The organism is Streptomyces canus (assembly GCF_030816965.1).
In the GTDB taxonomy this organism is placed as follows: domain Bacteria; phylum Actinomycetota; class Actinomycetes; order Streptomycetales; family Streptomycetaceae; genus Streptomyces; species Streptomyces canus_E.
On record NZ_JAUSYQ010000002.1, the window covers coordinates 6,891,516 to 6,913,826 of the forward strand.

Below are 22,311 nucleotides of genomic sequence, written 5' to 3' on the forward strand. Positions count from 1 at the left end.
GTCAAGCGTTCGAAGAGAGGGCCGCCCCCTGTTGTCAGGGGGCGGCCCTCTTTGGTCTAAGATCACGCTCTTCGGTCGAATTTTCGATCTCTGAACTTCTGATCCCTTGGGGGGACTTGCATGGGCATACCCATGTCCGGAGGCGCCGGCCGGCACAGAGGGCGTGCGTGGATCGCGCTACCCGTCGCCGTGGCCGCCGCGCTGCTGGCCACGTCCGCGAACGCGGCCACCGTCGGGCCCGAGCCGAAGGCGCCGGCCACGGCCGCCACCGCCGCGTCCACGCCGTCGCAGGCCGAGCTCGAGCAGCGGATCGCCGGTGCCATGGCGGCCGAGGACACCTCGGGGACGATGACCCGGTCGCCGATGAGCGGTGGCACGGTCGACTCCACCGTCTCGCCGATGGTCATCGGCGGTACGACGACCACCATCAGCTCGGCCCCGTGGATGGCTCAGCTCTGGTACACCGACGACCAGGGCACCACTGACACCAGTGACGACACCGGCTTCTTCTGCGGCGGTGCCGTCGTCGCGCCGACGAAGATCCTCACCGCCGCGCACTGCGTCAAGGGCGCCGACTGGGCCAAGGGCGGCGCCGTGGTGACCGGGGCCACGCAGCTGCCCTCCGAGGACGGCGACCTGCACGGCGGCACCGCGACGGCCGTGCTGCGGCAGTGGTACCACCCGTCGTACAACGCGGACACGATCGACAACGACATCGCGGTCCTGACCCTGGCGGTTCCCGTCAAGGCCACCCCGATCCGTATGACGACGTCCACCGACACCGCCTCGTACGACCCCGCCACGACCGGCGCCAAGAGCGCCAAGGTCTACGGCTGGGGCCGCACCAGTTCCACCAGCGACGACATCTCCGAGACGCTGAAGACGGCCACGCTGCCCATCAAGTCGGACACGACCTGCGCCGCGGCCTACGGCTCCTGGTTCATCAAGGGGCACATGACCTGCGCCGGCCCGCCCGCCAGCGGCAGCGACTCCGGTACGACCGCCATCTGCAACGGTGACTCCGGCGGCCCCCTCGTCGTGAACGGCCGGATCGTCGGCGTCGTCTCCTGGAACGTGACGGACTGTGTGACCAAGGGCGCCTACAGCGTCTTCACCAAGGTCAGCAAGTACGTCGGCGCCGCCTACCCGCGCGTCGACGACACCAACCTGAACTTCGACCACAAGGCCGACCTGTGGATGCGCAAGTCCTCCACCAAGGTCGGCTACGAGCTGGACTCCAAGGGCACCACCCTCGGCGCCCGGCAGTCCTGGGGCGACTGGAACGGCGTGAACCTCGTCCGCCAGACCGACCTCAACCGGGACGGCTACCAGGACCTCATGTACCGCGTCTCCGCCACCGGTGACGTCTACTGGCTGCGCTTCCTCCCCTCCACCGGGGCCTGGGCCGACCCGAAGAAGGTCTTCACCGACTGGAGGACCCGTACCCGGATCGTCACCCCCGGCGATGTCACCGGCGACTACAAGCCCGACCTGCTCTCCGTCGACTCCGCGGGCGTCCTGTGGATCTACCCCGGCAAGGGCGACGGCAGCTTCGCGACCCGGGTGAGGGTCGGCGGCGGCTGGAGCCAGTACAACCTCCTGCTCGGCCACGGCGACTTCACCGGTGACGGCAAGGCGGACGTGCTCGCCCGCAACAAGAGCACCGGTGACCTCTACCTGTACAAGGGCACCGGCAAGTCCGGCACGGGCGTCTTCGCGGCCCGGGTCAAGGTGCGCACGAACTGGAGCGGCTACAACGCCTTCGACGCCGTCGGTGACATCACCGGCGACGGCAGGGCCGACCTCGTGGCCCGCACCGCGGGCGGCACGCTCTATCTGTACAAGGGCACCGGCAAGGCGACCAGCGAGATCTTTGCCACAAGGGCCAGCCTGGGGACCGGTTTCCAGCAGTACGACATCTTTGGCTGAAACCGCTGGTGAACAGGGCTTGCCCTGATTCTCCCGTGACGTGCTGTGACCACTGCTTCACGTGGTGGTCACAGCACGTTGTGCAACCCTTTCTCGAGTTTCCCCGTCTGACCAGGCGGAGCGAACATGGTGCGGTACGGGTCCTTTTGCGACCACGTCTGACCCTGAAAACAGGGGGTAACCGACCGGACGAGATTCGAGGAGCGCATGTCAGCCGAGGGCAGTGGCAAGGGACGTCGTCGCAAACCCCGCAGCAAGGGGCGAAAAGGCCTGCTGGTCACGGCCTGGGTCGCCGCGGGGATCGTCGTGCTGGGCGGTACCGGGGCGGGTTACCTGTACTTCAAGCTCAACGGCAACATCAAGAGCGTCGACATCGACCAGGTCCTCGGCAGTGAACGGCCCCCGAAGGTCGACAACGGCTCCGAGAACATCCTCGTCCTGGGCTCGGACACCCGCTCCGGCTCCAACAAGAAGCTCGGCGGCGGCACCGACGACGGCAGCGCCCGCTCCGACACCGCGATGATCATCCACGTGTACGAGGGCCACAAGAAGGCCACGGTGGTCTCCATACCGCGCGACACCCTGATCGACCGCCCCGAGTGCACCGACACCGACGGCAAGGACCACGACGCCGCGTCGGACGTCATGTTCAACTCCGCGTACACGACCGGTGGCGCGGCCTGTGCCGTCAAGACCGTCGAGTCCATGACCGACATCCGCATGGACCACTACCTGGAGGTCGACTTCAGCGGCTTCGAGAAGCTGGTCGACGAACTCGGCGGGGTCACGGTCACCACGACCAAGGACATCAAGGACACCGACAGCCACCTGGACCTCAAGGCCGGCCCGCACGAACTCACCGGCGCCCAGGCCCTCGGTCTCGTCCGCACCCGGCACGGCGTCGGCGACGGTTCCGACCTCGGCCGTATCCAGCTCCAGCAGGCCTTCATCAAGGCGCTGGTCAAGCAGGTCAAGAGCGTCGGCGTGCTGACCAGCCCCAAGAAGCTGTACGACCTCGCGAACACCGCCACCAAGGCCGTCACCACCGACTCCGACCTCGGCTCGGTCAACTCCCTGGTCTCCTTCGCGAGCGGCCTCAAGCACATCAGCCCGTCGGACATGACCATGGTCACGATGCCGGTCCGCTACGACCCGGCGAACCCGAACCGCGTGATCGTGCAGGAGACCAAGGCCAAGCAGATCTGGACGGCCCTGGAGAACGACCGCACGATCCCGAAGTCGGCCACGGAAGGCACCGCGACGGGCCAGGCCAAGGGCGTCGTCACGTCGTAGGACACCGTCTGCCGAGGGCTGGGAATAGATCGCGGTGCCCCCTCGTTTTGGGGGATGCGGCCAGTCCTGGCAGACTGGTACGTCGGCCCCGGTTCACGCCCCCCGCAACCCGCGGCGGCGACCCGGTGCCCTCCCGAAACTAGGAGACACCTTGAAGCGCGACATCCACCCCGAGTACGTCGAGACGCAGGTCAGCTGCACCTGTGGCGCGTCGTTCACCACCCGTAGCACGATCCAGAGCGGCGCCATCCGCGCCGAGGTCTGCTCCGAGTGCCACCCGTTCTACACGGGCAAGCAGAAGATCCTCGACACCGGTGGCCGTGTGGCCCGCTTCGAGGCCCGCTTCGGCAAGGCTGCTGCCAAGAAGTAGCGAGCCACCAGCGCCGGTCCACGCCGCACTCCTCGGAGTGCGCCGGGACCGGCGTTTTTGGTCGCCCGTCTTCCCCCTTCATCCGCAGTACAGGAGCCCTGAGATGTTCGAGGCCGTCGAGGAACTCGTCGGTGAGCACGCCGACCTGGAGAAGAAGCTCGCCGACCCGTCGGTCCACTCCGACCAGGCCAACGCGCGCAAGCTGAACAAGCGCTACGCCGAGCTCACCCCGATCGTCGCCACGTACCGCTCCTGGAAGCAGACCGGCGACGACATCGAGACCGGGCGCGAGTACGCCGCCGCCGACCCCGACTTCGCCGCCGAGGTCAAGGAGCTGGAGAAGCAGCGCGAGGAGCTGACGGAGAAGCTGCGCCTTCTCCTCGTTCCGCGCGACCCCAGCGATGACAAGGACGTCATCCTCGAGATCAAGGCGGGCGCGGGCGGCGACGAGTCCGCGCTGTTCGCCGGCGACCTGCTGCGCATGTATCTCCGCTACGCCGAGCGCGTCGGATGGAAGACCGAGATCATCGACGCCACCGAGTCCGAACTGGGCGGCTACAAGGACGTCCAGGTCGCCGTGAAGACCAAGGGCGGCCAGGGCGCCACCGAGCCCGGCCAGGGTGTCTGGGCCCGCCTGAAGTACGAGGGCGGTGTGCACCGCGTGCAGCGCGTCCCGGCGACCGAGTCCCAGGGCCGCATCCACACCTCCGCTGCCGGTGTGCTGGTCACCCCCGAGGCGGAGGAGGTCGACGTGGAGATCAACCCCAACGACCTCCGCATCGACGTCTACCGCTCCTCCGGACCCGGCGGCCAGTCCGTCAACACGACCGACTCCGCCGTGCGCATCACGCACATTCCCACCGGAGTCGTCGCCTCGTGCCAGAACGAGAAGAGCCAGCTGCAGAACAAGGAGCAGGCCTTGCGTATCCTGCGCTCCAGGCTGCTCGCGGCTGCGCAGGAGGAGGCGGAGCGGAATGCCGCCGACGCCCGGCGCAGCCAGGTCCGCACCGTCGACCGCTCCGAGAAGATCCGCACGTACAACTTCCCGGAGAACCGCATCTCGGACCACCGTGTCGGCTTCAAGTCGTACAACCTGGACCAGGTCCTGGACGGCGACCTCGACGCGGTGATCCAGGCCTGCGTCGACGCGGACTCGGCGGCGAAGCTGGCGGCCGCGTAAAGGCCGCCGAAGAGGTACCTACGTACGACCGAGTACGACACGGAGGACTTGCGTGCAGCCATCATTTGGGGGACGACCCCCAAACCCCCGCGGCTTGCTGCTCGCAGAGGTGGCCCAGGCCACCCAGCGGCTGGCCGACGCCGGCGTGCCCTCGCCGCGCAACGACGCGGAGGAACTCGCCGCGTTCGTGCACGGCGTGAAGCGGGGCGAGCTGCACTCCGTCAAGGACGCGGACTTCGACGCCCGCTACTGGGAGGTCATCGCCCGCCGTGAGCAGCGTGAGCCGCTCCAGCACATCACCGGGCTCGCCTACTTCCGATACCTCGAACTCCAGGTGGGGCCCGGTGTGTTCGTGCCGCGGCCCGAGACGGAGTCCGTGGTCGGCTGGGCCATAGACGCCGTACGCGCGATGGACGTCGTCGAGCCGTGCATCGTCGACCTGTGCACCGGCTCCGGCGCCATCGCGCTCGCCCTGGCCCAGGAGGTCCCGCGCTCCCGCGTGCACGCCGTGGAGCTGTCCGAGGAAGCCCTGCGGTGGACCCGTAAGAACGTCGAGGGGTCACGGGTCGACCTGCGGCAGGGCAACGCCCTGGACGCCTTCCCCGACCTCGACGGCCACGTCGACCTGGTCATCTCCAACCCCCCCTACATCCCGCTCACCGAGTGGGAGTACGTCGCTCCCGAGGCGCGGGACTACGATCCCGAACTCGCCCTGTTCTCGGGCGAGGACGGCCTCGACCTCATCCGTGGTCTGGAACGGACCGCACACCGGCTCCTGCGCCCGGGCGGCGTCGTCGTCATCGAGCACGCCGACACCCAGGGCGGCCAGGTGCCGTGGATCTTCACCGAGGAGCGGGGCTGGGCCGACGCGGCCGACCACCCCGACCTCAACAACCGCCCCCGGTTCGCGACGGCCCGCAGGGCGATGCCGTGAGCCACACTCCCAAGACTTCAGAGCAGTACGTGTACGAGGAGGCCCGCTAGATATGGCACGGCGATACGACACCAACGACGCGACCGACCGCACGACCGGTCTGCGCGAAGCCGCGTCCGCCGTCCGCCGTGGCGAGCTCGTGGTCCTCCCGACCGACACGGTGTACGGCATCGGTGCCGACGCGTTCTCCTCCGAGGCCGTCTCCGACCTCCTGGAGGCCAAGGGCCGGGGCCGCAACATGCCCACCCCCGTGCTGATCGGCTCCCCGAACACCCTCCACGGTCTCGTCACCGACTTCTCCGAGCTGGCCTGGGAGCTCGTCGACGCCTTCTGGCCGGGCGCGCTCACCCTCGTCGCCAAGCACCAGCCGTCCCTTCAGTGGGACCTGGGTGACACGAGGGGCACGGTGGCCGTCCGTATGCCGCTGCACCCGGTCGCCATCGAGCTGCTGACCGAGGTCGGCCCCATGGCGGTCTCCTCCGCCAACCTGACCGGTCACCCGGCACCGGAGAACTGCGACGCCGCCCAGGAAATGCTCGGCGACTCGGTGTCCGTCTACCTCGACGGCGGCCCGACCCCGGGCAACGTCCCCTCCTCGATCGTCGACGTCACCCGCGAGGTGCCCCTGCTGCTGCGCGCGGGCGCGATCTCCGCGGACGAGCTCAGGAAGGTCGTACCCGACCTCGAGGTGGCGAATTGACGGCCCCTGACGCGGGGCGTGGCATATGGGACGGGGAAGAGACGCGGACCTTCACAGGGCTCCCGCATGACAGCTTCCGCATCCTCCACGTCAGCACCGGCAACGTCTGCCGCTCACCGATCACCGAGCGGCTGACCCGGCATGCCCTGGCGGACCGGCTCGGCGACCCGCTGTGGGGCGGCCTGGTCGTGGAGAGCGCGGGGACCTGGGGCCACGAGGGCGCGCCCATGGAGGCCAACGCGGAGACCGTCCTTGCCGAGTTCGGCGCGGACGCCTCCGGCTTCACGGGCCGGGAACTGCTGGACGAACACGTGATCATGGCGGATCTGGTCCTGACCGCCACCCGCGACCACCGTCAGCAGGTGATCTCGATGGGCCACTCGGCGGGCCTGCGCACCTTCACGCTGAAGGAGTTCACCCGTCTGGTGAAGGCGATAGACACGGCGACCCTGCCGCCCCTCGAGGAGGGCCTGGTGATCCGCGCACGCGCCCTGGTCCGGGCGGCGGCGGCTCTACGCGGGTGGCTCCTGGCCCCGACCGCCGAGGCCGACGAGGTCTTCGACCCGTACGGAGCACCGCTGCCCTTCTTCCGCTCGATCGGGGACGAGATAAACGAGGCGCTCGATCCTGTCGTCACCGCGCTCACGGGTGTACCCGCAAGGACGTAACGACCGGGCACCCCACGGGCCCCGGGCCTACATTGGACGTACGTCATCGTCGACGCCCCGGAGTCCACCATGTCGGTCACCCATGCACCCCAGACCACCGACGTCCTCACGCGGCAGGACCCCGAGCTGGCCGAGATCCTGCTCGGGGAGCTCCACCGGCAGTCGTCGACGCTTCAGCTCATCGCCGCCGAGAACTTCTGCTCGCCGGCCGTACTGGCCGCGCTGGGCTCAGCGCTGGCCAACAAGTACGCCGAGGGGTATCCGGGCGCCCGTCACCACGGGGGCTGCGAGATCGTCGACGTCGCCGAGCGGCTCGCGGTGGACCGGGCGAAGTCCCTGTTCGGTGCCGAGCACGCCAACGTGCAGTCCCACTCCGGCTCTTCGGCGGTTCTGGCCGCCTACGCCGCGCTCCTGCGCCCCGGCGACACCGTCCTCGCCCTCGGGCTGCCCTACGGCGGCCACCTCACCCACGGCTCGCCAGCCAACTTCTCCGGCCGCTGGTTCGACTTCGTCCCCTACGGTGTCGACGCCGAGACCGGGCTCATCGACCACGACCAGGTCCGGACACTGGCCCGCACCCACCGGCCCAAGGCGATCGTGTGCGGCTCCATCGCCTATCCCCGGCACATCGATTACGCCTTCTTCCGCGAGGTCGCCGACGAGGTGGGCGCGTATCTGATCGCCGACGCCGCCCACCCCATGGGGCTCGTCGCCGGGGGAGCGGCGCCCAGTCCGGTGCCGTACGCCGACGTCGTCTGCGCCACCACGCACAAGGTGCTGCGCGGCCCCCGCGGCGGAATGATCCTCTGCGGCGGTGAACTGGCCGAGCGGGTCGACCGGGCCGTCTTCCCGTTCACGCAGGGCGGCGCGCAGATGCACACCATCGCCGCCAAGGCGGTCGCGTTCGGCGAGGCTGCGACACCGGCGTTCGCCGCGTACGCCCATCAGGTGGTGGCCAATGCGAGGATCCTGGCGGCCGCGCTGGCCGACGAGGGGCTCGTCGTCACCACCGGCGGGACCGACACCCATCTCGTCACGGCCGATCCGGCGCCCCTCGGCGTCGACGGACGCACGGCGAGGGGACGGCTCGCGGCCGCGGGCATGGTGCTCGACTGCTGTGCGCTGCCTCACGCGGACACCCGCGGACTGCGCCTCGGCACCGCCGCCGTCACCACCCAGGGCATGGCCGAGAAGGAGATGGAGAGGATCGCCGCCTTGCTCGCGGGGGTTGTGCGCGGCGAGGTGGAGAGCGTCAGGGCACGTGAAGAAGTGCGGGATCTGGTCGGCGGATTTCCGCCGTATCCGGCCTGAGCGGGGGTATCCGCACCAGCGGGCACAGCCGCACGTGCAACCATCGGCTCTACCCGGAAGTCCCCAACCGTATGCGTGCGTCGCTAGTGTGTGGGGCTGAGATGGCCAGCGAGACCTGTGGGGAAGCCTGTGCGTGAATACCTGCTGACGCTCTGCATCACGGCCGCGGTGACGTATCTGCTGACAGGGCCGGTACGGAAGTTCGCGATCGTGGCCGGAGCGATGCCGGAGATCAGGGCCCGTGACGTGCACCGGGAACCGACTCCGAGGCTCGGCGGTATCGCCATGTTCTTCGGACTGTGCGCGGGCCTGCTGGTCGCCGACCACCTGACCAACCTCAGCGAGGTCTTCGAGAAGTCGAACGAACCGCGCGCCCTGCTCTCCGGAGCGGCCCTGATCTGGCTGATCGGTGTCCTGGACGACAAGTTCGAGATCGATGCCCTGATCAAGCTGGGCGGCCAGATGATCGCCGCGGGCGTGATGGTCATGCAGGGTCTGACGATCCTGTGGCTGCCCATCCCCAGCGTCGGCTCGGTCGCGCTGACCCAGTGGCAGGGCACCCTGCTGACGGTCGCGCTCGTCGTCATCACCATCAACGCGGTGAACTTTCGTCGACGGCCTCGACGGTCTCGCGGCCGGCATGGTCTGCATCGCGGCGGCGGCGTTCTTCCTGTACGCCTACCGGATCTGGTACTCGTACGGCATCGAGGCGGCCGCCCCGGCGACGCTGTTCTCGGCGATCCTGATGGGCATGTGCCTGGGCTTCCTGCCGCACAACATGCACCCCGCGCGGATCTTCATGGGTGACTCCGGCTCGATGCTCATCGGCCTGGTGCTGGCCGCGGGCGCCATCTCCATCACCGGGCAGATCGACCCGGACGCGCTGAAGCTGTTCGCCGGGTCCGAGAAGGCGGCCGTGCACCAGACGGTCCCCGTCTACATCCCGCTGCTGCTGCCGCTGAGCATCATCGCGGTGCCGGCCGCCGACCTGATCTCGGCCATCGTGCGCCGCACCTGGCGCGGCCAGTCGCCGTTCGCCGCCGACCGCGGGCACTTGCACCACCGGCTCCTGGAGATCGGGCACTCGCACAGCCGCGCGGTGTGGATCATGTACTTCTGGTCGGCGCTGATCGCGTTCGGCTCGCTCGCCTACTCGGTGAACTCCGCGTCCATGTGGATCGTGCTCGGCGTCGTGTTCCTCAGCGCGATCGGTCTCGTGCTGCTCCTGCTGCCGCGGTTCACCCCGCGCGTCCCGATGTGGGCCCAGGCCATCGTGCCGCCGCGCTACCGCCGTCGGCGTCCCGTGGTCGCGGAGTCCGTGGAGTCCGTGGAGGTGGAACAGCGCACCCCGGTCGCCGCCGGGGTGGCGGGTGTCAACGGCGCGACCGCGCTGCGGGCTCGTCCGCACGCCCCGGAGAGGCGTAAGGCCGAGACCTCGCGCTGACGCCCAAGGTAAGAATCTGACTAAAGCATTGCCAACGCGTGGGAGTTCGACAGGCCGACAAACCGCCCTTATAGCAGACAAGTCGGCCGCATTTCTGCACAGACGCGCAGCTTCACTCTCATGTGTGACAGTGGGCACACCTTCTAGGTAAAGACCGCATCAAATAGTTTGTGATACGGTTCACGAGAACCCAGGGCGGAGCCGAAGGGCCGTAGTGCGACGGCCCATTGGCGTGAGGGTCACCCTCAGCCCGGGACTACGCTCGTCCATGACGACGCCCTGCCCCCCTTTTGAATGCGGAGTTGCCGCCATGCCGTCCAACGACGTCCGGATCCTGGCTCAGGCCGCCGTGCCCACGGCTGCCGTCGGCGCTGTTGCCGCCGTCGTCAGTGGTGTGGTCGCCGGTGGCAAGGGTGCGATCGGGGCGGGGGTGGCGACGCTGATCGTGATCCTCTTCATGGGTATCGGCCTCTACGTCCTGCAGCGCACTGCCAAATCGCTTCCGCACCTGTTCCAGGCGATGGGCCTGATGCTCTACACGGCTCAGATCCTGCTGCTGTTCGTCTTCGTCGCGGTGTTCAAGAACACCACGCTGTTCCACCCCAAGGCTTTCGCTCTTACGCTCGTCGTCGGCACCCTCACCTGGATCGCCGCACAGACACGCGCCCACATGAAGTCCAAGATCCTCTACGTCGAACCCGATTCGGGCACCAAGCCCGAAAAAACGGGGCACTCGTCGTGAGAGGTAGGGCCGGGATAAATGCGACTGAGAGACCCTGCTATCGTCCGGTGCCAACTGCGGCATCGCGGGCGCGGGCATCCGAGCTGACGCCTGCTCGAACGCGAGGCTCGATGCCCCCCGGCCGCCCCCACATCCGTTACACCTGTCCCGTGCCGAACTGCGGCCTACCGCCGCGCCGACACAACGAGGTTGCCGTACCTATGCGCCACGACGAAGGAGCCCGCGGTGAGTGCTGACCCGACGCAGACGCTCGCTTTCGACACGAGCTGTCACCTGTTCGACGGGTGTGGCTTCCCGGCTCCGGGCCTGCACTCGTTCATGTTCGAGCCCCTCTGGGGCGACGCGGACGGCAACGGCCTCTACTTCAACAAGCCGATGCTGCTCGCCCTGCTCGGCTCCGTCATCATCGTGGGCTTCTTCTGGGCCGCCTTCGCCCGGCCGAAGGTCGTCCCCGGCAAGCTCCAGATGATCGCCGAGGCCGGCTACGACTTCGTCCGCCGTGGCGTGGTCTACGAGACGATCGGCAAGAAGGAGGGCGAGAAGTACGTTCCGCTCGCCGTCTCGCTGTTCTTCTTCATCTGGATGCTGAACCTGTGGTCGATCATCCCCGTCGCCTCCTTCCCGGTGACGTCGATCATCGCCTACCCGGCCGTCCTCGCCGCGGTCGTCTACGTCACCTGGGTCTCGCTGACCTTCAAGCGGCACGGCTTCGTCGGCTTCTTCAAGAACGTGACGGGCTACGACAAGTCGCTCGGCGCGGTGCTCCCGCTGGCCATGGTCATCGAGTTCTTCTCGAACCTGCTGGTCCGTCCGTTCACGCACGCCGTACGGCTCTTCGCGAACATGTTCGCCGGTCACACCCTGCTGCTGCTCTTCACGATCGCCAGCTGGTACATGCTGAACGGCATCGGCATCGCCTACTCCGGCGTCTCGTTCGTGATGGTCATCGTGATGACGGCCTTCGAGCTCTTCATCCAGGCGGTCCAGGCGTACGTCTTCGTCCTCCTGACCTGTACCTACATCCAGGGCGCGCTCGCCGAGCACCACTGAGCACCGCCCGCGCCACACCCCAGAGACATCCGGTGGCCAACCCCCACCGGTCACTGAAAGAGAAGGAAGAACCGGCATGTCCGCTCTCCAGACCCTCGCTGCGGTCGAAGGCAACCTCGGCTCCATCGGTTACGGCCTCGCCGCGATCGGCCCGGGCGTCGGCGTCGGCATCATCTTCGGCAACGGCACCCAGGCTCTCGCCCGCCAGCCCGAGGCGGCCGGCCTCATCCGCGGTAACCAGATCCTCGGCTTCGCGTTCTGTGAGGCGCTGGCCCTCATCGGCCTCGTCATGCCGTTCGTCTACTAAGACGAACCACGACGACAGCCCCATTCGACGAAAGGCACTGATGTGAACCACGCACTGGTTCAGCTGGCGGCCGAGGCGGAGAAGGAGAATCCCCTCATTCCGCCGTGGCCGGAGCTCGTCATCGGCCTGATCGCCTTCGTCATCGTCTTCGGCTTCCTCGCCAAGAAGCTCCTCCCGACCATCAACAAGGTTCTGGAAGAGCGTCGCGAGGCCATCGAGGGCGGTATCGAGAAGGCCGAGGCCGCGCAGACCGAGGCCCAGAGCGTCCTTGAGCAGTACAAGGCACAGCTCGCCGAGGCCCGCCACGAGGCCGCGCGCCTGCGCCAGGAGGCTCAGGAGCAGGGCGCCACGCTCATCGCCGAGATGCGCGCGGAAGGCCAGCGGCAGCGCGAGGAGATCGTCGCCGCCGGTCACGCGCAGATCGAGGCCGACCGCAAGGCCGCCGCGTCCGCGCTGCGCCAGGACGTCGGCAAGCTCGCCACCGACCTGGCCGGCAAGCTCGTCGGTGAGTCCCTCGAGGACCACGCCCGGCAGAGCCGCGTGATCGACCGCTTCCTCGACGACCTCGAGGAGAAGGCCGAGGCCGCGCGATGAACGGAGCGAGCCGCGACGCCCTGGCAGCCGCACGCGAGCGTCTCGACGCGCTGACGGACAACACGTCCGTGGACGCCGGCTCGCTCGCCGACGAGCTGGCCGCCGTCACCGCGCTGCTCGACCGCGAGGTGTCGCTGCGTCGGGTCCTGACCGACCCGGCGCAGCCCGGCGAGGCCAAGGCCCAACTGGCCCAGCGCCTGATCGGCACGCAGGTCGGCGGCCCCGCCACCGACCTGGTGTCCGGCATGGTGCGCTCCCGCTGGTCACGCTCGCGTGACCTGGTGGACGCGCTGGAGGGGCTGGCCGACACCGCCGACCTCACCGCCGCGCAGCAGCGGGGCAAGCTCGACAACGTCGAGGACGAGCTGTTCCGGTTCGGCCGGATCGTCGCCTCGAACACCGAGCTGCGCGCCGCGCTGACCGACCGCGCCGCAACGGCCCCGGCCAAGCGTGAGCTGCTCGGCAGCCTGCTCGGCGGCCGCGCCGATGCGACGACCGAACGTCTGGTGACGCGCCTTGTGGCCGCGCCCCGGGGACGTAGCCTGGAGGCGGGACTGGAGTCCCTGTCCAAGCTCGCCGCCGAGCGCCGGGACCGCATGGTGGCCGTCGTCACCTCGGCGGTTCCGCTGAGCGACCAGCAGAAGCAGCGTCTGGGCGGTGCCCTGGCGAAGCTCTACGGCCGCCAGATGCACCTCAACCTCGACGTGGACCCCGAGGTCCTCGGCGGGATCCGGGTGCAGGTCGGCGACGAGGTCATCAACGGCTCCATCGCGGACCGCATCGAGGACGCCGGCCGCCGCCTGGCGGGCTGACAGCAACTTCATAGCAGTACGTACTTACGACGGCCCTGGTTGGGCCGTACATGAAGAATCCTGGGGGTCGCCCCCAGACCCCCAAAGTGAAACTTCGGGCCCAACAAGGAGAGCAGGGAACCCAGATGGCGGAGCTCACGATCCGGCCGGAGGAGATCCGGGACGCGCTGGAGAACTTCGTCCAGTCGTACAAGCCGGACGCGGCCTCGCGCGAGGAGGTCGGTACGGTCACCCTTGCCGGCGACGGCATCGCGAAGGTCGAGGGTCTGCCCTCGGCCATGGCCAACGAACTGCTGAAGTTCGAGGACGGCACCCTCGGCCTCGCGCTCAACCTGGAAGAGCGCGAGATCGGCTGCGTCATCCTCGGTGAGTTCAGCGGCATCGAGGAGGGTCAGCCGGTCACCCGTACCGGTGAGGTCCTCTCCGTGGCCGTCGGCGAGGGCTACCTCGGCCGCGTCGTCGACCCGCTCGGTGCCCCGATCGACGGCCTCGGCGAGATCGAGACCAGCGGTCGTCGCGCGCTTGAGCTGCAGGCTCCGGGCGTCATGGCCCGTAAGTCGGTGCACGAGCCGATGGAGACCGGCTACAAGGCCGTCGACGCGATGACCCCGATCGGCCGTGGCCAGCGTCAGCTGATCATCGGTGACCGTCAGACCGGCAAGACCGCCCTGGCCGTCGACACGATCATCAACCAGCGTGACAACTGGCGCTCCGGCGACCCGAAGAAGCAGGTCCGCTGCGTCTACGTCGCCATCGGCCAGAAGGGCTCGACCATCGCCTCCGTGCGTGGCGCCCTCGAAGAGGCCGGCGCGCTGGAGTACACGACCATCGTCGCCGCCCCGGCGTCCGACCCGGCCGGCTTCAAGTACCTGGCGCCGTACACCGGTTCGGCCATCGGCCAGCAGTGGATGTACGAGGGCAAGCACGTCCTCATCATCTTCGACGACCTCTCGAAGCAGGCCGACGCCTACCGCGCCGTGTCCCTGCTGCTGCGCCGCCCGCCGGGCCGTGAGGCCTACCCGGGTGACGTCTTCTACCTGCACTCCCGTCTGCTGGAGCGCTGCGCCAAGCTCTCCGACGAGATGGGCGCCGGCTCGATGACCGGTCTGCCGATCGTCGAGACCAAGGCCAACGACGTCTCGGCGTTCATCCCGACCAACGTCATCTCCATCACCGACGGCCAGTGCTTCCTGGAGTCGGACCTGTTCAACGCCGGTCAGCGCCCCGCGCTGAACGTCGGTATCTCCGTCTCCCGAGTCGGTGGTTCCGCGCAGCACAAGGCGATGAAGCAGGTCTCCGGCCGACTGCGCGTCGACCTCGCCCAGTTCCGTGAGCTGGAGGCGTTCGCCGCCTTCGGTTCCGACCTGGACGCCGCGTCGAAGGCGCAGCTGGAGCGCGGCCAGCGCATGGTCGAGCTGCTGAAGCAGGCCCAGTACCAGCCGATGGCGACCGAGGACCAGGTCGTCTCCGTCTGGGCCGGCACCACCGGCAAGATGGACGACGTCCCGGTCAACGACATCCGCCGCTTCGAGAAGGAGCTCCTGGAGTACCTGCACCGCAAGGAGCAGGGCCTCATGACCTCCATCAAGGAGGGCGGCAAGATGTCGGACGACACCCTCACCGCTGTTGCCGACGCGATCGCCGACTTCAAGAAGCAGTTCGAGACCTCGGACGGCAGGCTTCTCGGCGAGGACGCCCCGGCCACGGCCAAGTGACGTAAGGAAGGGACCTGACTCATGGGAGCCCAGCTCCGGGTCTACAAGCGTCGCATCCGATCCGTCACCGCGACCAAGAAGATCACCAAGGCGATGGAGATGATCGCCGCCTCCCGCGTCATCAAGGCGCAGCGCAAGGTGGCGGCCTCCACGCCCTACGCGACCGAGCTCACCCGCGCGGTCACGGCGGTCGGCACCGGCTCGAACACCAGGCACCCGCTGACCACGCAGGCCGAGACGGTCACGCGGTCCGCGGTGCTGCTCCTGACGAGCGACCGCGGTCTCGCCGGCGCCTTCAACTCCAACGCCATCAAGCAGGCGGAGCGGCTCACCGAGCGGCTGGAGCGCGAGGGCCAGGAGGTCGACATCTACGTCGTCGGCCGCCGGGGCGTCGCCCACTACAACTTCCGTGAGCGCAAGATCTCGGAGTCGTGGACGGGCTTCACCGACGAGCCCACGTACGCGGACGCCAAGAAGGTCGCGGGCCCGCTGATCGAGGCCATCGAGAAGGACACGGCCGAGGGCGGCGTGGACGAGCTCCACATCGTCTTCACCGAGTTCGTCTCGATGATGACGCAGACGGCGCTCGACGACCGTCTGCTGCCGCTCAGCCTCGAAGAGGTGGCCAAGGAGGCCAAGCCGCAGGGCGAGATCCTCCCGCTCTACGACTTCGAGCCCTCGGCGGAGGACGTCCTCGACGCCCTGCTGCCGCGCTACGTGGAGAGCCGTATCTACAACGCGCTGCTCCAGTCGGCCGCCTCCAAGCACGCCGCCACGCGGCGCGCGATGAAGTCGGCCACCGACAACGCGGGAGAGCTCATCACCACGCTCTCCCGACTTGCCAACGCGGCCCGCCAGGCCGAAATCACCCAGGAAATCAGCGAGATCGTCGGTGGCTCCGCAGCCCTGGCCGACGCGTCCGCGGGGAGTGACAGGTAATGACGACGACAGTTGAGACGGCCGCTGCCACGGGCCGCGTCGCCCGGGTCATCGGCCCGGTCGTCGACGTGGAGTTCCCCGTCGACGCGATGCCGGAGATCTACAACGCGCTGCACGTCGAGGTGGCCGACCCGGCCCAGGACGGCGCGAAGAAGACGCTGACCCTGGAGGTCGCCCAGCACCTGGGTGACGGCCTGGTCCGCACCATCTCGATGCAGCCCACCGACGGTCTGGTCCGCCAGGCCACCGTCACCGACACCGGCACGGGCATCACCGTCCCGGTCGGCGACTTCACCAAGGGCAAGGTGTTCAACACCCTCGGTGAGGTGCTGAACGTCGACGAGACCTACGACGGCGAGCGCTGGTCCATCCACCGCAAGGCCCCGCGCTTCGACGAGCTCGAGTCGAAGACCGAGATGTTCGAGACCGGCGTCAAGGTCATCGACCTTCTCACCCCGTACGTCAAGGGTGGAAAGATCGGTCTGTTCGGCGGTGCCGGCGTCGGCAAGACGGTGCTCATCCAGGAGATGATCTACCGCGTCGCCAACAACCACGACGGTGTCTCCGTGTTCGCCGGTGTCGGTGAGCGCACCCGTGAGGGCAACGACCTCATCGAGGAGATGTCCGACTCGGGCGTCATCGACAAGACCGCGCTGGTCTTCGGCCAGATGGACGAGCCCCCGGGCACCCGTCTTCGCGTGGCTCTCGCGGGTCTGACCATGGCGGAGTACTTCCGCGATGTGCAGAAGCAGGACGTGCTGTTCTTCATCGACAACATCTTCCGCTTCACGCAGGCCGGTTCCGAGGTCTCGACCCTGCTCGGCCGTATGCCCTCCGCGGTGGGCTACCAGCCGAACCTGGCCGACGAGATGGGTCTCCTCCAGGAGCGCATCACCTCGACCCGTGGTCACTCGATCACCTCGATGCAGGCGATCTACGTCCCCGCGGACGACCTGACCGACCCGGCCCCGGCCACCACCTTCGCCCACCTCGACGCGACGACGGTTCTGTCCCGTCCGATCTCCGAGAAGGGCATCTACCCGGCCGTGGACCCGCTGGACTCCACGTCCCGGATCCTGGACCCGCGCTACATCGCGCAGGACCACTACGAGACCGCCATGCGCGTCAAGGGGATCCTCCAGAAGTACAAGGACCTCCAGGACATCATCGCGATCCTCGGCATCGACGAGCTCAGCGAGGAGGACAAGCTGGTCGTCCAGCGTGCCCGCCGCGTCGAGCGCTTCCTGTCCCAGAACACCCACGTCGCCAAGCAGTTCACCGGCGTGGACGGTTCGGACGTGCCGCTGGACGAGTCGATCACCGCGTTCAACGCGATCTGTGACGGCGAGTTCGACCACTTCCCGGAGCAGGCGTTCTTCATGTGCGGTGGCCTGGAGGACCTCAAGGCCAACGCCAAGGAGCTCGGCGTCTCCTGAACTGCCTGAGTTCGAAGTGAATCCTGTGGTTCACGCTTGAGGGGGCGGGGCACGTCCCGCCCCCTCATTCACGCCTACTAGACTTGTAACCAACACCCGGCAGAACCGCCGGGTGGTGACCCGAGGAGCCACCTTGGCTGCTGAGCTGCACGTCGCGCTGGTCGCGGCCGACCGAGAGGTCTGGTCCGGCGAGGCCACCCTGGTCGTCGCGCGCACCACGTCCGGCGACATCGGCGTCATGCCCGGTCACCAGCCGCTGCTCGGTGTGCTGGAGTCGGGCCCGGTGACCATCCGTACGCGTGATGGCGGGACGGTCGTCGCCGCGGTGCACGGCGGTTTCATCTCGTTCGCGGACAACAAGCTGTCGCTGCTGGCCGAGATCGCCGAGCTGTCGGACGAGATCGACGTCCAGCGCGTGGAGCGGGAGCTGGAGCGCGCGAAGGCGGAGGGCGACGCCGCCGCCGAGCGTCGTGCGGACGTACGACTGCGTGCGGCGGCGACGCGCTGAGACTGCGCGGAGCCGTATGACGTTCCTCAGCCGCGGCCGGCACCGGAGTGATCCGGAGCCGGTCGCGGCTGAGGCAGATCTGGATGTTTTTTCCGTTCCGTTACCTATTGAAGGTACCTAGGAGACGAGGAGGTCGGTGTCGATGGTCCTCGCTCTGACTGTGTGCGGAATCGTCGTGGCCCTGGTGGTGCTGGGGCTGTTCGTCTTCGGTCTGCGGCGCAGACTCATCCAGCGCTCCGGTGGCACCTTCGACTGTTCCCTGCGCTGGGACGTGCTGGAGAAGACCGACACCAGCGGCAAAGGCTGGAGCTACGGCGTCGCCCGCTACAACGGCGACCGTGTCGAGTGGTACCGCGTCTTCTCCTACGCCTATCGCCCGCGCCGGGTGCTGGAGCGCGCCGCGATCGAGGTCGCCGGCCGTCGCCTGCCCGAGGGTGAGGAGGAGCTGGCGCTGCTCTCCGACCACATCGTCCTGACCTGTCTGCACCGGGGCACGCGTCTCGAACTCGCCATGAGCGAGGACGCGCTGACCGGTTTCCTCGCCTGGCTGGAGGCAGCTCCCCCCGGTCAGCGTGTCAACGTGGCCTGAGTCGAGGGGCGCGCGGCAGACCGCGCGCCCACAGTGGATCAGGTCAGCTCAGTCCGCTGTTGATGGCGCGGACCAGCTCTCCGTCACCGGTGTCGCCGCTGAACTCCCAGAAGAACGCGCCGCCCAGACCCTGGTTCCTGGCCCAGGTCATCTTGCCGGCGATCGTCGCGGGGGTGTCGTAGGACCACCAGTTGTTGCCGCAGTAGGCGTAGGCCGTGCCCGCGACGGTGCCGGTGGTGGGGCAGGACGTCTTGAGGACCTTGTAGTCCTCGATGCCCGCCTCGTAGGTGCCGGGTGCCGCGCCGGTCGCCGAGCCTCCGGGGGCGGCCTGGGTGACGCCGGTCCAGCCGCGGCCGTAGAAGCCGATGCCGAGCAGCAGCTTGTTCGAGGCCACGCCCTTCGACTTCAGCTTGGCGATCGCGTCGGCCGAGTCGAAGCCCGCCGTCGGGATGCCGGCGTACGAGGTGAGCGGGGAGTGCGGAGCGGTCGGACCGTCCGCGTCGAAGGCGCCGAAGTAGTCGTACGTCATCACGTTGTACCAGTCGACGTACTGGGAGGCGCCGCCGTAGTCGGCCGCGTCGATCTTGCCACCGGACGAGCCGTCGGCCGTGATGGCCGCGGTGACCAGGTAGCTGGAGCCGAACTCCGAACGCAGTGCCGCCATCAGGTTCCTGAAGGCGGCGGCGCCGCTGGTGTCGCAGGTCAGACCGCAGGCGTTCGGGTACTCCCAGTCGATGTCGATGCCGTCGAAGACATCCGCCCAGCGCGGGTCCTCGATGACCGACTTGCAGGAGGCGGCGAAGGCGGCCGGGTTGGCCGCGGCCTGCGCGAAGCCGCCGGAGTAGGTCCAGCCGCCGAAGGAGTAGAGCACCTTGATGTTCGGGTACTTGGCCTTGAGCTCACGCAGCTGGTTGAAGTTGCCGCGCAGCGGCTGGTCCCAGGTGCCGGCGACGCCGCTGACGGACTGGTCGGCGGTGTACGCCTTGTCGTAGGCCGCGTAGGTGTCGTCGACGACGCACTTGCCGTCCTTGACGTTGCCGAAGGCGTAGTTGATGTGCGTGATCTTCGAGGCGGAGCCCGAGGTCACCAGGTTCTTGACGTGGTAGTTGCGGCCGTAGACGCCCCACTCGGTGAAGTACCCGAGTTTGACCTTGGAGCCGGTGGGCGGGGGGTCGGTGGTGCCGCCGGTGGTGTGCACGGCGACCGCGCCGCTGGCCGGTCCGGTCTGGTCGGCGGTGTCACGGGCCTGGACCGTGTAGGAGTAGTCGGTGCCGGCGGTCAGACCGGTGTCCGTGTACGAGGTCGTCGTCACGGTGGCGACCTTGGCGCCGTCGCGCAGCACGTCGTAGTTCTTGATGCCCTTGTCGTCGGTGGCGGCGCTCCAGGCCAGCTTCACCGAGGTGTTGGTGATGCCGGAGGCGGTGGGGGTGCCCGGGGCGGACGGTGCCGCGTCTCCCGGAATGGAGCCGCCGTCACAACTGCCGCCGTTCAGCTTGCAGTTGGCAGGGGACCCGGATCCGGCGCCGTTGAAGCCGAAGGAGACGGAGGCGCCGGGGGCGAGGGTGCCGTTCCAGGACTTGTTCTTGGCGGTCCAGTGGGTGCCGGAGGAGGTGACGTCGGCGTCCCAGGCGGAGGTGACGGAGGTGCCGGAGGGGAAGTCCCACTCGACGGTCCAGGAACTGAGGCTGGTGGTACCGGTGTTCTTCACCGTCCACTTGCCTTCGAAGCCGGTGCCCCAGTCCTGGGTCTTGGCGTAGGTGGCGGTGGCGGTGCTCGCGGCCTGGGCGGGGCTCGCGAGGCCGACCAGGCCGGCGAAGGGAAGCAACAGCGTCGCGAACCCTGCCGCGGCTCTGTGTCTGAAGCGCATCGTGCGCCTCCTAGGGGAGTTGGGGGCGTGACTGAGCCTTCACACCCACGGTGCCGCGAGAATAGAAAGGTCTGGACCACGGGTCAATAGGTCTGGACCACTCTGGTGCAAGGCGCAACTAGACGCCCAACTCCTGTGCCAGTACGGCCGCTTGCACCCGGCTGCGCAGCTCCAGCTTCCCCAGCACACGGCTGACGTGCGTCTTCACCGTGGCCTCCGCCATGTCGAGGCGGCCCGCGATGGCGGCGTTGGACAGGCCCTCCCCGAGACAGGACAACACCTCGCGTTCCCGGCGCGTGAGGGTGTCCAGGACGGTCGGGTCGGCGTTCGTCCCGCGAACCGGCCTGGCGGCGAACTCGGCGATCAGACGCCGGGTGACGGCCGGGGCGACGATTCCCTCTCCCCGTGCCACTGTGTGCACGGCGGTGATGAGGTCCTTGGCTTCCGTGTTCTTCAGCAGGAAACCGGCGGCCCCGGCCCGCAGGGCTCCGAACACGTACTCGTCGAGATCGAAGGTGGTCAGCACGAGGACGTCCGCGAGGCCTTCCCCGACGACCTGCCGGGTCGCCGACACCCCGTCCAGACGTGGCATCTGAACGTCCATCAGCACGAGGTCCGGCCTCAACTCACGGGCCAGCGCCACCGCCTGCTCACCGTCCGCCGCCTCGCCGACCACCTCGATGCCGGGGGCGCTGCGCAGAATGAGGACCAGCCCGGCGCGGACGGCGGACTGGTCCTCGGCGACGAGGACGCGAATCATTCGGGGACTCCTTCACGCAGGGGCAGAGTGGCGCGTACGGTCCAGTGCGGCCCGTCGGGACCGGCGTCGAACGTGCCGCCGAGCAACGCGGCCCGCTCGCGCATCCCGACCAGCCCGGCGCCGGAGCCGGGAGCGCGGGGGCCGTCCCGGTCACCGTACGGACTGCTCACCGCCACGGTCAGCTCACCGTCCCGCTGCGCGAGGCTCACCCGGACCCGGCCCGGACACGCGTGTTTGAGGGCGTTGGTCAGGGACTCCTGGACGATGCGGTAGGCGGCGAGTTCGACGGGAGCGGGCACGGCGCCGTGGTGGCAGGCGTCCAGCGTGACGTCCAGACCGTTGGCGCGGGCGCCGTCGACGAGGGCGGTGAGACCGTCGAGGGTGGGGACGGCGGAGGGCTCGTGGTCGCCGTCGCGCAGGATGCCGATCAGCCGGCGCATCTCGGCGAGGCCGTCGACGCTGTTCTCCCGGATCACCGAGAGCGCCTCCCGGGAGGTCGCGGGGTCGTCGATGGACAGCGCGGCCGTGGAGTGGATGGCGATCGCCGACAGGTGGTTGGCGACCATGTCGTGCAACTCCCGTGCCATCCGGGCACGTTCGGCGGTGACGGCCTGCGTGCGGTCCTTCTCGGCGAGCAGCGCGGTCTGTTCGGCGCGCAGCCGGGCGGCCTCGGCGGCGTCACGGTGGTTGCGCACGATCCAACCGGTGGCGGCCGGCCCGTACGCCACGACACCGACGACCACACCGATCAGCAGCGCCTCCGGCACCCGCCACACCGCGAACGGCACCAGCGTCCCGGCCACGGTCAGCAGGCCGGTGATCCACTGGATGCGGCGGGCCGAGGCGAGCGGGCCGTAGAGCACGGCCGCGTAGACGACATCGGTGAACATCAGGATCGTGGCGAGGTTGCCCTGGGTCACGAGGTCGGCGCAGATCGCGCCGGTGCCGGTCAGCAGGGCCGTGCGGGGCGCCGTCCGGCGCAGCAGTTCGCAGCCGGCCAGCACGGTGAGCGGCACGAGGACCGGCCAGGGCCCGTCGAAGAGGGTGATCGGGTCACTGGACGGCCGGGTGCTCAGACCGATGCCCACCAGCAGCAGGCCGCCGAGCAGGCCACCGGCCGCGATGTACACGTCGAAGCGGTGCGGGCGGGGCAGGGCCATGAC

At 68.7% G+C, this 22,311-nt stretch carries 21 protein-coding genes and 1 pseudogene; 19 read left to right on the forward strand and 3 right to left on the reverse strand.

Going from position 1 to position 22,311, the window contains the following annotated elements; all coding sequences use genetic code 11:
• Positions 1-132 precede the first annotated feature (132 nt).
• The 19 genes and pseudogenes from QF027_RS32840 to QF027_RS32930 all read left to right on the forward strand — a co-directional run bounded on the left by QF027_RS32840 (position 133) and on the right by QF027_RS32930 (position 18,521).
• Entirely contained in the window at positions 133-1,929 is a 1,797-nt protein-coding gene (locus QF027_RS32840; protein WP_306986534.1) for a trypsin-like serine protease, read from the forward strand.
• A gap of 207 nt (positions 1,930-2,136) precedes the next feature.
• Positions 2,137-3,222, forward strand: coding sequence for an LCP family protein (locus tag QF027_RS32845; protein WP_307078754.1), 1,086 nt, complete (start codon positions 2,137-2,139; stop codon positions 3,220-3,222).
• 151 nt (positions 3,223-3,373) lie between these two features.
• Positions 3,374-3,592 carry a 50S ribosomal protein L31 gene (rpmE, locus tag QF027_RS32850; protein WP_059211395.1) on the forward strand — a complete coding sequence of 73 codons (219 nt, stop codon included), beginning with the start codon at positions 3,374-3,376 and terminating at the stop codon, positions 3,590-3,592.
• A 103-nt stretch (positions 3,593-3,695) separates the two neighbouring features.
• On the forward strand, positions 3,696-4,772 hold the full coding sequence (prfA, locus tag QF027_RS32855) for a peptide chain release factor 1 (protein ID WP_306976309.1): 1,077 nt from the start codon (positions 3,696-3,698) through the stop codon (positions 4,770-4,772).
• Between the two features lie 94 nt (positions 4,773-4,866).
• A complete protein-coding gene (gene prmC / locus QF027_RS32860) occupies positions 4,867-5,706 on the forward strand; it encodes a peptide chain release factor N(5)-glutamine methyltransferase (protein WP_306976307.1) in 840 nt (279 codons plus the stop codon).
• A 52-nt stretch (positions 5,707-5,758) separates the two neighbouring features.
• The gene (locus QF027_RS32865) at positions 5,759-6,406 is read left to right on the forward strand and encodes an L-threonylcarbamoyladenylate synthase (RefSeq protein ID WP_057612085.1); all 648 of its coding nucleotides are present in this window, start codon (positions 5,759-5,761) and stop codon (positions 6,404-6,406) included.
• A complete protein-coding gene (locus QF027_RS32870; RefSeq protein WP_306976305.1) occupies positions 6,403-7,074 on the forward strand; it encodes an arsenate reductase/protein-tyrosine-phosphatase family protein in 672 nt (223 codons plus the stop codon). Before QF027_RS32865 ends, QF027_RS32870 begins: the two co-directional genes overlap by 4 nt.
• A gap of 69 nt (positions 7,075-7,143) precedes the next feature.
• Entirely contained in the window at positions 7,144-8,385 is a 1,242-nt protein-coding gene (gene glyA, locus QF027_RS32875; protein WP_307078756.1) for a serine hydroxymethyltransferase, read from the forward strand.
• Positions 8,386-8,514: 129 nt separating this feature from the next.
• Positions 8,515-9,829 (forward strand): annotated as a pseudogene (locus QF027_RS32880) (MraY family glycosyltransferase).
• Between the two features lie 310 nt (positions 9,830-10,139).
• Positions 10,140-10,571 (forward strand): hypothetical protein, encoded by a 432-nt coding sequence (locus tag QF027_RS32885; RefSeq protein ID WP_057612081.1) that lies wholly within the window; start codon positions 10,140-10,142, stop codon positions 10,569-10,571.
• 225 nt (positions 10,572-10,796) lie between these two features.
• Positions 10,797-11,621 carry a F0F1 ATP synthase subunit A gene (gene atpB, locus QF027_RS32890; protein ID WP_306976296.1) on the forward strand — a complete coding sequence of 275 codons (825 nt, stop codon included), beginning with the start codon at positions 10,797-10,799 and terminating at the stop codon, positions 11,619-11,621.
• A gap of 76 nt (positions 11,622-11,697) precedes the next feature.
• Positions 11,698-11,928 carry an ATP synthase subunit C gene (locus QF027_RS32895; protein WP_031040683.1) on the forward strand — a complete coding sequence of 77 codons (231 nt, stop codon included), beginning with the start codon at positions 11,698-11,700 and terminating at the stop codon, positions 11,926-11,928.
• A gap of 42 nt (positions 11,929-11,970) precedes the next feature.
• A complete protein-coding gene (locus QF027_RS32900; protein ID WP_020136564.1) occupies positions 11,971-12,522 on the forward strand; it encodes a F0F1 ATP synthase subunit B in 552 nt (183 codons plus the stop codon).
• Positions 12,519-13,334 (forward strand): F0F1 ATP synthase subunit delta, encoded by an 816-nt coding sequence (locus QF027_RS32905; RefSeq protein WP_306976291.1) that lies wholly within the window; start codon positions 12,519-12,521, stop codon positions 13,332-13,334. The genes QF027_RS32900 and QF027_RS32905 overlap by 4 nt, the downstream gene beginning before the upstream one ends.
• 125 nt (positions 13,335-13,459) lie before the next feature.
• A complete protein-coding gene (gene atpA, locus QF027_RS32910; protein ID WP_306976290.1) occupies positions 13,460-15,049 on the forward strand; it encodes a F0F1 ATP synthase subunit alpha in 1,590 nt (529 codons plus the stop codon).
• Positions 15,050-15,070: 21 nt separating this feature from the next.
• The gene (locus QF027_RS32915) at positions 15,071-15,988 is read left to right on the forward strand and encodes a F0F1 ATP synthase subunit gamma (RefSeq protein WP_306976287.1); all 918 of its coding nucleotides are present in this window, start codon (positions 15,071-15,073) and stop codon (positions 15,986-15,988) included.
• Positions 15,988-17,424, forward strand: a complete 1,437-nt coding sequence (gene atpD, locus QF027_RS32920) for a F0F1 ATP synthase subunit beta (protein WP_007384726.1) — start codon at positions 15,988-15,990, stop codon at positions 17,422-17,424. The genes QF027_RS32915 and atpD overlap by 1 nt, the downstream gene beginning before the upstream one ends.
• 133 nt (positions 17,425-17,557) lie before the next feature.
• Positions 17,558-17,932, forward strand: coding sequence for a F0F1 ATP synthase subunit epsilon (locus QF027_RS32925; protein WP_306976283.1), 375 nt, complete (start codon positions 17,558-17,560; stop codon positions 17,930-17,932).
• A gap of 142 nt (positions 17,933-18,074) precedes the next feature.
• Complete coding sequence (locus QF027_RS32930; RefSeq protein ID WP_306976281.1) at positions 18,075-18,521, forward strand: DUF2550 domain-containing protein; 447 nt, start codon at positions 18,075-18,077, stop codon at positions 18,519-18,521.
• A 43-nt stretch (positions 18,522-18,564) separates the two neighbouring features.
• On the opposite strand, the gene QF027_RS32935 is transcribed toward QF027_RS32930, so the two are convergent.
• The 3 genes from QF027_RS32935 to QF027_RS32945 form a co-directional block, all read right to left on the reverse strand.
• Positions 18,565-20,388, reverse strand: a complete 1,824-nt coding sequence (locus tag QF027_RS32935; protein WP_307078758.1) for a glycoside hydrolase family 18 chitinase — start codon at positions 20,386-20,388, stop codon at positions 18,565-18,567.
• Positions 20,389-20,506: 118 nt separating this feature from the next.
• On the reverse strand, positions 20,507-21,148 hold the full coding sequence (locus QF027_RS32940) for a response regulator (RefSeq protein ID WP_307078760.1): 642 nt from the start codon (positions 21,146-21,148) through the stop codon (positions 20,507-20,509).
• Entirely contained in the window at positions 21,145-22,308 is a 1,164-nt protein-coding gene (locus tag QF027_RS32945) for a sensor histidine kinase (RefSeq protein ID WP_307078761.1), read from the reverse strand. Before QF027_RS32945 ends, QF027_RS32940 begins: the two co-directional genes overlap by 4 nt.
• Positions 22,309-22,311 lie beyond the last annotated feature (3 nt).